At 45.3% G+C, this 11,438-nt stretch carries 9 protein-coding genes and 2 pseudogenes; 10 read left to right on the top strand and 1 reads right to left on the bottom strand.

All coding sequences use genetic code 11. The features are described 5' to 3' along the window. The 9 genes and pseudogenes from CFN46_RS17675 to CFN46_RS17175 all read left to right on the top strand — a co-directional run. A pseudogene (locus CFN46_RS17675) lies at positions 1-211 on the top strand (IS481 family transposase); the annotation flags it as partial. A 111-nt stretch (positions 212-322) separates the two neighbouring features. Beyond that, positions 323-1,069, top strand: a complete 747-nt coding sequence (locus CFN46_RS17210) for a sulfotransferase (RefSeq protein ID WP_088744265.1) — start codon at positions 323-325, stop codon at positions 1,067-1,069. Between the two features lie 18 nt (positions 1,070-1,087). After that, positions 1,088-2,092 carry a glycosyltransferase family 2 protein gene (locus tag CFN46_RS17205; protein ID WP_176426523.1) on the top strand — a complete coding sequence of 335 codons (1,005 nt, stop codon included), beginning with the start codon at positions 1,088-1,090 and terminating at the stop codon, positions 2,090-2,092. Between the two features lie 31 nt (positions 2,093-2,123). Further along, positions 2,124-3,164: a glycosyltransferase family 2 protein gene (locus CFN46_RS17200; protein ID WP_088744263.1), complete on the top strand. Its 1,041-nt coding sequence runs from the start codon at positions 2,124-2,126 to the stop codon at positions 3,162-3,164. 29 nt (positions 3,165-3,193) lie between these two features. Next, on the top strand, positions 3,194-4,612 hold the full coding sequence (locus CFN46_RS17195; RefSeq protein WP_141103686.1) for a hypothetical protein: 1,419 nt from the start codon (positions 3,194-3,196) through the stop codon (positions 4,610-4,612). 899 nt (positions 4,613-5,511) lie between these two features. Continuing rightward, a complete protein-coding gene (locus tag CFN46_RS17190; RefSeq protein ID WP_176426522.1) occupies positions 5,512-7,092 on the top strand; it encodes a glycosyltransferase in 1,581 nt (526 codons plus the stop codon). 289 nt (positions 7,093-7,381) lie between these two features. After that, complete coding sequence (locus CFN46_RS17185; protein WP_141103684.1) at positions 7,382-8,116, top strand: DUF6270 domain-containing protein; 735 nt, start codon at positions 7,382-7,384, stop codon at positions 8,114-8,116. Between the two features lie 161 nt (positions 8,117-8,277). After that, positions 8,278-9,308, top strand: a pseudogene (locus CFN46_RS17180) (IS30 family transposase). Beyond that, positions 9,263-9,580, top strand: coding sequence for a transposase (locus tag CFN46_RS17175; RefSeq protein WP_141103683.1), 318 nt, complete (start codon positions 9,263-9,265; stop codon positions 9,578-9,580). Before CFN46_RS17180 ends, CFN46_RS17175 begins: the two are co-directional and overlap by 46 nt. Before the next feature lie 270 nt (positions 9,581-9,850). On the opposite strand, the gene CFN46_RS17170 is transcribed toward CFN46_RS17175, so the two are convergent. Further along, entirely contained in the window at positions 9,851-10,858 is a 1,008-nt protein-coding gene (locus CFN46_RS17170; protein ID WP_088744258.1) for a Hint domain-containing protein, read from the bottom strand. A 280-nt stretch (positions 10,859-11,138) separates the two neighbouring features. On the opposite strand from CFN46_RS17170, the gene CFN46_RS17165 reads away from it, so the two are divergent. Next, positions 11,139-11,438, top strand: a 300-nt coding sequence (locus CFN46_RS17165) for an ISAs1 family transposase (RefSeq protein ID WP_176426521.1), incomplete at its 3' end; no start/stop codon positions are given.

The following is an 11,438-nucleotide window of genomic DNA, read 5'->3' as shown; positions in this document are numbered from 1 at the left end:
TCGGCGCTATGACTCAAGTGAGGACTTGGAACAGACGCTCGAGCGTTATTGCTGGCTATATAACTACCACATTCCTCAGAAGGCACTACGTCACAAGGCGCCAATCGTAGCGATGAAGGAATGGCAAGCCGAACGGCCGGAGTTATTCACTAAGCTCGTAGTTAATCAGACGGGACCCAACAATTTGGTTAAATTAAAATTAAAGAATTAGGGTCATACTTTAAGCTAATTTTTGGCTAAAATTGTTACTCGATTTAGATTTCGGTTTTACTGGTTGTTGCACACTTTGCTGCATTTTCAACAATTTACATACGGATGTTTTATGATTTTTCAAATAGGTTTCAATAAAGCAGGAACAGGTTCTTTATACTGGTTCTTCAAAGAAAATGGCTTCAATGCAGCGCATTGGGAGCATGGTGAAGTATCGAAGAAAATTTTTGATAATCATAATATTGGCCAACCATTACTAAGTGGGCTAGAACATTACGATGTTTTTACAGATATGGAGCATTATGAAGGTGGAGGTGTTTTTCGCTATGTAGCTATGGAGTTAATTGAAGAGCTGCTTGAACAGTATCCCAAAGCAATATTTATATTTAATACTCGTAATAAGAACGCTTGGCTTAAAAGTAGAATCAATCATGACGAAGGCTCATATCTAAAAAGAGTCACTGAGGAAGGTGGTTACGATATAGACACTGTTATAAGCAAGTGGGGTATGGATTATGAAAAACACACTTCTAATGTGTTGAAGCTATTTATTGGAAACCCTAGATTCTTGTACTTTGATATTGATACAATGAATGATGTTAGCCTAATGGACTTTTTAAGTAATAATGACATCAAGGTGGATGCTAGTAAATGGAAGCACAGACATAAAACCAAGAATAAAAAAGTTATTAAAAATCCGGAAAAAAATGCAGATGTTTTGCGAGATTTGGCAATTTATTTTGAAGACAAGAAACCTTCAGTTGCTTTTGAACTTATTGTAGAAGCAAAAAAAATACGCCCTAATGGCAAAACTATCAATGATAAATATACAGAAATCAAACATAAAGTCAAAAAATAGAATTCGTGGAGTATGGCTATGAAAGATAACGACTTCACAAGTAATGCTATTATACGTGTTTGCGCTATTGCGAAAGATGAAGGGCCCTATCTTGTAGATTGGATTTGCCATCACTTGTATTTTGGTTTTGATCAAATACATATTTATGTCAATCGTACTACAGACAACTCCTTATCTATTTTACAGAAAGTAAGCGAAAAATATCCACAGGTTACTTACGAAACCTTGGATTGGTTAGATTATTGCGACGCACAAGTCTCTAGTAAATTGCAGAATATCGCTTATGCGAAAGACCTTGGCCGTGCTTTGGAGAAAAATGTTGACTGGTGGTTGTGCATAGATATAGATGAATATTGGATTCCCAATGACTTCAACACATCTATAAAAGATTTTCTATTTAAAAATAGTTCTACTAGTTACCTACCAATATGTTTCCAATGGCACTGTGAAGTCGGTAAGAATTTACCTTTCACTTTCTTGGATAATCAGCATGGATTTTTTATCCCTCCGTTAGTGAAAACTATTACACCTATCAAGCATGTTGACATTAGAAATGTCAGAGTTCATGTGCCTGTGTATAATAATGATATAACTCCAGTGGATGCAAACGGTAAGCGTATAGAATTTGATGAGACCATAAATCAACATACTACTAATGCCATGCGTAAACCAAAGAAAGCTTATATTGTCCACCGTATGTTCAGATCAGAAATTGAATATACCGCTTTATTGTTGAGAGGAAGACCATCTCAACCTTTGTCGATTAAAACAAATCGTCCAGGATATAAGCCGCACAATTGGGATAAAATAAATAGATATTTTGATTGGCCGAAAGATAATTATCTTGGGTATATGGCTTCTCGTTCTAGTACTATTGCTGACCTTGATGTTAATTCATATATTAAGTCTGACGTAGATTCTATTAAATTGAAGTCAGAAAAATCGATCGAGTTACTTAAAAAACTAATAGCTAAGGGTGATTCTGAAGCAGTAAAAGTTGCTGATGGTCTCACCATATTATAAGTGATCGTTATCTGATACTGAAGAGCCCTTGATGTATTTCCTCAAGGGCTCTATGCTATCAAGGTTTATGACTAAAGGTAGACAACTTATGCATAATTTTGATATGTGCAAAAAGGTAAGAATTGCAGCTATAGCAAAAGATGAGGCTCCTTATATTACCCAGTGGATCCACCATCATCTTTATTTTGGTTTCGATCAAATACATATTTATGTAAATAGGAGTAACGATCAAACCGTAGATATACTTTCCAGGATTGCTCAAAAATACAAAGGCGTTACTTATGAAATTGCTGACTGGATAGACTTATGTCCAGATAATATCAATAAAGGGCTGCAGAAAATATGCTATGCAAAAGATCTACATCATTGCAGAATGAATGATATAGATTACCTCATGTATTTAGATATAGATGAATTTTGGGTGCCTGCGGATTTTGATTCAAAAATCAAAGATCATATACACCTTGATGCTGATGCTATTGCTTTTAATTGGCATTGCGAGCTTGCAAGACCTCAAGAGTTCAGTTCTATTGCATTAGATGGTGAATATTATATACATAGGTTATGTAAAACTTTGTTCCGTACTGATTTAGTGATAAATAGCTTGAGGGTTCACTTTCCTGAATTCGAAAACGCTTCATGTTACGATGCAGACCATAACTCTCTTGTTATGTCTGATGATAAACCTCAGGCCTTAAGTAAAGATTTATGCTATTCGAAACCCTCGTTTGTAATCCATCGGATGTATAGATCTAAAGTAGAGTATATGGCGGCTCTTTTGAAAGGTAGAGCTGGCCAGAAAGGATCTTTGAAAAACAATAGACCTGGTTTTTTTGCTTCAGGCATGGTTGAAAATGAGTTAAAAATTAACTTTAATCATGAGCGCTATGATTACTATTTGAAGTCGCAAAATTTGTTTATTGACTTTTGCAATGTTTCTATAATGATTGATGCTGCAAGAAATGAAATACTTAACAAAGCCTCCGAAGTTGAAGTGTATATCAAGTCTAATCCAGACGATATTACCGTGAAAAAAGTTTCGAAAAATTTGTTTGTTGATACGCTGAGCTGATCCACACCATGTCGAGATGTTGATGCTGCATGAAAATTATACGTAAGTTATTCTCTTCATCCTCGAGTTTTTCTACAGGCCATACACGCTCCTTGGATCTAATTATTCATATTGGATCACCAAAGGCTGGGTCTTCAGCGCTGCAAAGCTTTATGCTAAGGTCGAGAAAAGAAATCGAAAAAATTGGCTATTATTATCCTGAGCATAACATCGACAAGAATGGCGTATCAGGTGGACATAGTCAGCTATGGGTGGCTTTGAGAGAAGGTGATGTGGAAGGGGCAAAGGCGCTGCTTGAGACTTGGCTGAACCATGCTCGAAAGAAAGGTCTCATACTTGTGGTATCTTCGGAGTCCTTTTTCAATCAGTCAGAGTCGTTAGCGAAATTATTTCACGAAAGCTTGCGCATACCTCCTCACGTCATTCGTATAATTGCCTTTGTTCGGGCTCCTGTAGATTACCTGCTAGGAAATCATAACCAAGGGATCAAGCGTCATGGACAATCATGGAGCCTCTCCAGCCACCTCGCCCCGGTGCTGCGGAATAGTAAGCCCAGCAGCCTCTCGGGTGGGCCATTGCTTCAGTGGGCTGATGCTTTTGGCGATGATAACTGTCATTTTCTGACTTATCAGAAGCCCGCAGAGGATACACGTCAAATTGAAGCAGTCTTTCTGGAAGAGCTGGGAGTACCAGCTTCAGAAATCCTTGCCCTTCTTCCTGAAAGAAAGATTACCAATCGTAGTTATGTACGATCTGCGCTAGAGCTCAAGCGTACCTTGAATACGGTGCTTGCCAAGCTTCCCCCTAAAGTCGGTCGACAGATTGACTGGGCTTTGCAGGAATATTCAGATCTTCATCCTGACGAAGGCTCCGTCGGGAGCCAGGATATTCCAGCGGTACTCTACAGGGATATCAACGCGAAATTCCTCGCGGCGATGGAACCGGCTTTGAAAAGGTTTCCGTCTCTTGATCGCAAAGTGCTATTCCCGCCTCAACCTACGAAAGATACCTTTACTGTCTCTGATGCCACCCCCTATCGACCACTGGCATATCTTGAGGAGCAATATCCCAAGGAGCTTGATATCATCAGAAAAGCCGCCTTGACTCAATATAAGGAGGGCGATCAAAGTTATGCTTTTCTTAAATTGCTTGACTTACTGGGTATCTACTTTGAGGAGCCAGTAGCACTAAAAGGTTTGAGCGCTCGCACACGTGGCATCATCGCCAGTAGCAGGATGAAGGAAGCTGATCGCCTTCGAGAACTGGGGGCCTATTTTGAGCAACAGGGTTTGCTGGATGATGCCTTGCTGCTGCTTGAAAAGGCATTGGAGACTCGTCCGGAAGGGGGAGGGATCAAGAAGATGCAACGACGTGTCGCGGACAAGAAATTGCTCTTGGAGCAGATGAACGACTCTGATGCTTCCGGTGATGATATCACTGCACACTGAAGTCCTCTCAGATGATGCAGTTTCTGACTTCGCCTAGCGTAGTAGGCGAAGTTTTATCGTATGGTCGTTCGATATAAATTATCTCTGTCATCTTTTACCTTTAATGGAAGAAAGTTTTGCCGACACCACCGTTTCTGGAGGGATCACAGCTTCAGTCCTCCGCTGCCAAAGCCCCTACCTTTTTTTCAATGCCTCTGCATATCCGTGTACCGCGTTACCTGCGAATCGATAGTGACCTTGAGCCTCTCAACAATGGGGAATGGCGCTCGCTTTCCAGCGCGCCCGCCTTTCTCTGGGAAGGACCTCGGCCCTTGCCGGGCTGGAACATGGTCGAGATAGATATGGAGCGCTCAGTTACGGGGGCTGCGGCAGTTATCACTTTTGAGACGGACAACCGAATTCATACGGTGGAACTACCACTTAGAGCGGGTAAGATCACTCGTCGCATGTTACGTGTCCCTCGTAGGGTGCGACGTATCACGCTATGTCCTATCGATAGTCGTGGCACCTTTCGTCTCAAGCATTTTAGACTGGTATGGCTTACGCCACGCTTTGCCAAGGATCGATTGCTTCAGCGTCTAGCTACCAATCATCGTCTTTACCGTAGCTATCCAAAGGACGAGGTATTGTCTCTTCTTTATAAGGAGGCCCGATCTAATTGTCGACCATGGCATGAGGTAGCACTTGATCATTATAATTCGACTTTTTTTCATTTAGACTCTCGTATATCTTCTGAGTATCAGCAGTGGATTGACTTGGTCGAATCACTGGGGCAAGGGATTTCAAACGTAGCGGGCGCCGCTCCCTTGACGAAGAGCCCTGAAACCGTCTTAAGCCTAGGTATGGTCATTGATGCAAGTGTCAGCAGGGAAGCCTTTGGCGATAGCCTGGCAAGTCTGATGGATCAGACGTATTCACAGTGGCAACTTGTGGTGTCAGCGACTGACATGTCGTCAGATAGTCATACCTGGTTGGCCGCGCTTTGCGAGAGTGATGACCGCATTACCGTGTTGGCAGGTAGTAATGCGGGGGTAGTGGAAGTCCGGTCAGCTCAACTTGAGGTCATCAGCAAGGCGATGGTGGGCGACTGGATGGGACTGCTGACGACAGGTGTCATACTATCGCCTGATGCACTGTCACACTTCGTTCAGTCGATGGGCGAGAAGCCGCATGCGGGATTTCTGTATTGCGACGAAGATTGCCTTGATACGGCTGGGAATCGCCATTCGCCGAACTTCAAGCCTGGCTGGAATCCGGATCTACTACTTTCCACACCCTATATAGGGCATCTGGGGCTATGGTCTCGTGAGCAGTGGCAGGTCTGCCACCATTCTCTGGGGACAGGAAATGCCGCGACAGTGGACACTACCGATCTTATCCATCAGCTGGCACTGGAGTTGATTGAACCGACTCACAAGAGCCATCAGTCGCTTGTGTGGCGGGTACCCCAGGTACTGGTGCATGTTCCCGACAATCATCTACCTTCGGCAATGACCGACCAAGGAAGCTCCGGGACACGTCATCTGGCACGTGTCAGCGACTACCTTGCACGCCATGATTTAGCAGCTGCGGCTGAAGCGGGCAAGGTACTGGTAGAGGCCAAGGATGATGCCGGAGAGAACGTGCGCGTGAGATGGCAATTGCCGGAATCACAGCCACTGGTTTCGTTGCTGGTCCCCACCCGGGATGGGGTAGAGATACTTAAACCGTGTGTCGATGCCATTCTTGCGCATACCGAGTATCGACATTTCGAGTTGTTGATTCTCGATAATCAAAGCACTTGCCCGCTGACACTTGAATATATGCGCGAAGTCGTCGCGCGTGATGAGCGCGTGCGTGTGCTGCACTGGGACGAGGCATTCAATTATTCGGCCATCAATAATTTCGGTGCCCGCGAGGCACGTGGCGATATCATCGGGTTGGTCAACAATGACATCGAGCCGATGAATGGCGAGTGGCTGACGGAAATGGTGTCGCAGGTGTGCCGTTCGGACATCGGATGTGTCGGTGCCAAGCTCTATTATCCCAATGGCACGATTCAGCATGCCGGTGTGATTCTGGGGCTTGGAAGCATTGCTGGCCATGCTCATCGCTTTTCCAATCGTGAGGAAGACGGCTTTCAGGGGCGGCTGAAATCTACTCAGAATCTGTCAGCGGTCACTGCGGCTTGTCTGCTGTTGCGTCGTTCGGTCTTTGAAGAGGTCAATGGCCTCAATGAAGAAAGACTCGCCGTGGCGTATAACGATGTTGATCTTTGCCTCAAGGTGCGAGAAGCCGGATATCGCAATCTCTGGACACCCTATGCGGAGCTTTATCATCATGAGTCCATTACACGCGGGGCCGATGATACACCGAAGAAGCGGGCACGTTGGCTCTCCGAGTGTGAGTATATGCGCTCGACCTGGGCAGAGCAGCTGGACAATGATCCCGCCTACAATCCTAATTTGACTCTTGTTTATGAAGATTTCTCTCTTCGTTAAGAGGTGGTGCTCTATTATATTGTTCGTCTTCATAATCATTAAAGTTATAAATAAAACCCAATTACCGGTCTCGATAGTCATATGTTGCTATACGATTTTGTAAGTGACATTGAATAAGTTTTTATGGGCTCTTCGATGCCAGGTGTGGAATTAGCGCCCTGAAATGTTCCAGGATATGGGCTCTGAACAGACTGGAGAATTGGCATGGATAGTACGCAGAATAAAGATCATTAACTATTGTAAGATAAATAAATCATGGTGTTTAATGCTTATATTAGAAGGTATGTGAATGAATAAAATAACCATATTTGGCGGATGTTGTAGTAGAGATACTTTTAACTTCAATAACGAAGATGGCATAGATTTTAGAATATTATCATATCACGCAAGAACGTCTATTATTAGTATGTTATCTTTACCTCCTAAAATTTTTATTGATACAAGTAGCGTGCCATCTAAATTTAATCGAAGAGTAGTTGACGGAGATATTGAAAAAACCGTTATAAATGAGCTGCTTGCTTCCGTTTCTAATGGTGGGATGCTAATAATGGACTTTTTAGTAGAAAGACTTAACATTATTGAGATCGAGTCGGGGAGTTTTATAACAAGAAGTTCTATTTTACAAAAAATCATACGTAAAAAAAACATAGCGTACAAAAATATTATTGATGGATTCTCAGAAGAGAGAAAAGATTTATTTATAAAGGCATGGCATGATTTTTATGAAAGGTGTATGCATTTAGGAATAGAAGAAAAGATAATAATAAATAAAGTTTACCTGACTAAAAAAATAAATGATGGGACCATGTTTGATAAAGATACATTCGATTATATAGATGAGGTGAACGAACAGTTAACTTTCATATATGAAGTTATCTCGGGTTATGTTCCAAAAACAAGAATCATTGAATATAATGAGAACCTTTTGATTGCCAATAAATACCACAGGTGGGGGCTTAGTCCTTTTCACTTCATAGATGATTTTTATAAGCATCAAAAAAATAAGATATTGGAATTCTATTAACCTCGGCCGCAAATTCTGAGTCCAGAATTCATAGAATAAGTGCAGCACTTTGAATCACACGGTAGAAACAAAAGGGCCAGCGCAGGTATCCCCTCTGCTTTACCGACCAAAGTGAAGCAGAGTATGAGTTACCAACAGTTGACCTAGGCCAACGATACCAGATTCATGCACGTCGTGACGTAGGATTGAGTCGACGAGAGATCGCTAAAGCCCTTGGCATTCATAACAGTACCGCCAGTCGCGCCGAAACGCGCGACTGGCGGCTACCATCTCGCGCGTGCCCAGTCATGCAGCGATCATCGATGCCGTACTGCCAGGAAGCGGACCAAGCGCTTACCCAGTATGATCGCCGCCGTTGCAGGTCGCCTGCGTGAGGAATGAAACCCAGAGCAGATCAGCCGTTTTATCGTGCCCTTGCACGGCATGAGCGTCAGCCATCAATGGATTTATACGATGATCTGGGGTAATAAGACCTCTGGCGCCGATCTCTGGAAGCACTTGCGCCAGCCGAAACGGCGTAGCAAACATCATGCTCATGCCAAGAGCTCTGGACTCGGCAAGATACCGAATCGCGCTGGTATCGAGCATCGCCCAGCCGAGGTCAATGATAGGTGTTTCATTGGTTACTGGGAGGGTGACACGATGGTGCAGGGGCATTGGGAAGGCGATCTGATCAAAGGAAAAGGCAACGCTTCTGCGGTTGGCACTCTCGTTGAGCTCAGTAGTGGCTACTTGATACTGGCCAAGATGCACGATGCACTGCGACCTCAGCCGTAGGGGGCTTCAGTGCTGCACTGAACAGAATGCCATTGGCAGCATGAAAGACTCTGACGTATGACCAAGGGCGTGAGATGGCCAGGCATGCTGCTATCACGCAAAATACTGGCGTCGCCATCGACTTCCGCGACCCTCATAGCCCTTGGCAAAGGGGGAGCAACGAGAACATCAATGGCCTGATTCGCCAGTATCTTCCCAAGGCGACGAATCTATCACTGACCAGTAAGAAGAGCTGGATGCTATTGCCTTCGAGTTGAACATGCGGCCTCGGAAGCGCTTCGACTTCAAATGTCCCATTGAGGTAATGAATGAACTGATGGCAAAGCACGATGATGCCCCATCCACAATTCAATTGGGGTGTTGCACCCAGTGTCTGCATCCGCCCTCGATATGCAACGCGAACAAGAGCCTGTGATCTTTGCCGTCCAAGGGCGTGGCAAATATACGCTCAAGGCATTCAGCGCTTTTCTGGGGGCACATGGCGGTATCCGGGCAATGTTGTTGAAGTCGTGTGCGGCATTCCTCAACGGCACTGGTGAGCACCTCCCCGATGCTCGAGCAACGGTTGATTGGTTTAACATCGTGTGGACGTTTACTAAGGCGTTGGACGAGGTGCGTAAGCGGGAGCGTCGAGAAAAGGCACACACCAAGTGCCCTGCGCTGGGCAGTGTTGGAAAGTCTGAATAACGAAAACCCGACGGAAAAGTAGCTCTGGGAGCTGCCCCTTGGCGCATCGCGTATTACCTCAATGTGATGCGTGAGGCAATGGCCGACCAAACGCTTCTAAAACCAACGGAAAAAAGCACTCAACACGTTGGGGCGACATGCTGGATGAAATCAAATCCGCATGAAACGTCGAAGAGCTCCATAAAGCGGGTTCCAAATATAAAAACACCCGCAGGTCAGATTCTATCTGCCCTGCGGGTGTCTGTGAACTATCAGTCAAAACTCTTGCTATCAGGCAGCCTGAATGTCCAAGGTGTATTCACTGATCGCCAGGCGTTCGCGAATCGCCATTGGTACCAGACGACGGGCGGAGATACGCGGGCGACTCATTTCGACGATACGCGTCTCGACGCTGTAAAGTGAAGTGTATTCCTCGTAATTTTCGAATGCCTGACGATCGATATAATCGATGTAGGTTTCGGCCTCAGCACCATTGGCGATGATCACTTCATGGTTTTCAGTTTCGACGTGGTAGTAAGTCACTTCCTTGGGAAGTTCACGGGCTGATACAGCGGTAATGGTTGTGCCATTGATCAGTGCGCCTGCATTGATGACCAGGCCATCGATGATCATGCCGTGGCTGGCAGTGACGGTCAGATCCTGATTCGGCGTTCCCTGGGCGAAGGCGTTTGCCTGGATACGTACGGCTTGGAACTTGTCTTTGGCAGTCGCAGGGCGGACCGTTTGACGTCCGACCCATTTGACCGGTACGGCTGCACCGCTTGCCGTGACTACCAGATCGCCGATCTGAAGGGTTTCGACAGCGACTTCACCCTCAGACGTTGCAATCATGGTGCCTTCAGCAAAGCAGACGAATTCGAAGCCATTCTCGCCGTTGAGAGAGACATCGCCTGACAGATAACCATCGGCTTCTTCCTGGGTCATCGCGACATTGGCGTTGACGGTCGTGCCAGTTACTCCCCCAAAGCCGGTGTTGTCTGAGGTGATTTTCAGATAGCCGTTCTCAGAATCATAAGAACTTGCACCATCTGACAATGTCCAGTCAGCGCCATCTGTGTCGAAGGTATCGCCGGCTTCCATACCATTGACATCGAAATTGACTGTATTCAGAACGCCCGCGCTGGGTACGGAGTAGGAGAAGCTGCCATCTTCTGCACCTGAGAAGTTGACCGTGTTGTCGTTGGCGCCGCTGAGAGCGCCAACTGTTCCACCGTCAAGGTTGATACTACTGCTATCCTCAATATTGTAGGTCGTCGAGCTCCCTGCGGAAAGACTCAAGAGCCCTTGATCTATATTGATCTCGCCAGCGTTGGTTGCCGTAAATGTGGGCGACGCACCTACTTCAATCCCTGCAATAGTATCAATATCAGCAGAAATACCATCGACGATCAGCTCGGAAGACCCAAGTACAGAGATATTGACGACGTTACTTTCATCTCCACCCGAGTCACTGGTGTCAGGGAAAATGCATGAAAAACCGCTCTACGACGGGCCTCGTAGCGCTTTACCAAAAGGACCTCATGTGGTCATTTAGCAGCTTTCGCTCATGGATGATCCGATGCTGACACCGTCTCTTATGCACCATTTATCGATTGTTCCCGACTTCCGCCAGGCGTGGAAAGTGAAGCATCAGCTGTCGGATATCTTGTTTCTGATCGTCTGTGCGGTGATCTGTGGTGCAGAAGGTTGGGATGAAATCGAAGATTTTGGCCACGCGAAGTTGGACTTTCTTCGCCAGTACGGCGATTTTAAGGCTGGCGTGCCGAGTCACGATACCTTGGCCAGGGTGATGGCCCTGGTGAATGCTGAGCAGCTGCAAACTGCATTCGCTGAGTGGATGAAAAGTTGCCATGACGTG

The sequence above is a fragment of the Cobetia sp. QF-1 genome, from assembly GCF_002213105.1.
In the GTDB taxonomy this organism is placed as follows: Bacteria; Pseudomonadota; Gammaproteobacteria; order Pseudomonadales; family Halomonadaceae; genus Cobetia; species Cobetia crustatorum.
This window is presented reverse-complemented; position numbering and strand designations above follow the sequence as displayed.

Coding starts and splice junctions, on each gene's coding strand:
- CFN46_RS17210 (WP_088744265.1), top strand. CDS start 323: ATGATTTTTCAAATAGGTTTCAATAAAGCAGGAACAGGTTCTTTATAC.
- CFN46_RS17205 (WP_176426523.1), top strand. CDS start 1,088: ATGAAAGATAACGACTTCACAAGTAATGCTATTATACGTGTTTGCGCT.
- CFN46_RS17200 (WP_088744263.1), top strand. CDS start 2,124: ATGTATTTCCTCAAGGGCTCTATGCTATCAAGGTTTATGACTAAAGGT.
- CFN46_RS17195 (WP_141103686.1), top strand. CDS start 3,194: ATGAAAATTATACGTAAGTTATTCTCTTCATCCTCGAGTTTTTCTACA.
- CFN46_RS17190 (WP_176426522.1), top strand. CDS start 5,512: ATGGATCAGACGTATTCACAGTGGCAACTTGTGGTGTCAGCGACTGAC.
- CFN46_RS17185 (WP_141103684.1), top strand. CDS start 7,382: ATGAATAAAATAACCATATTTGGCGGATGTTGTAGTAGAGATACTTTT.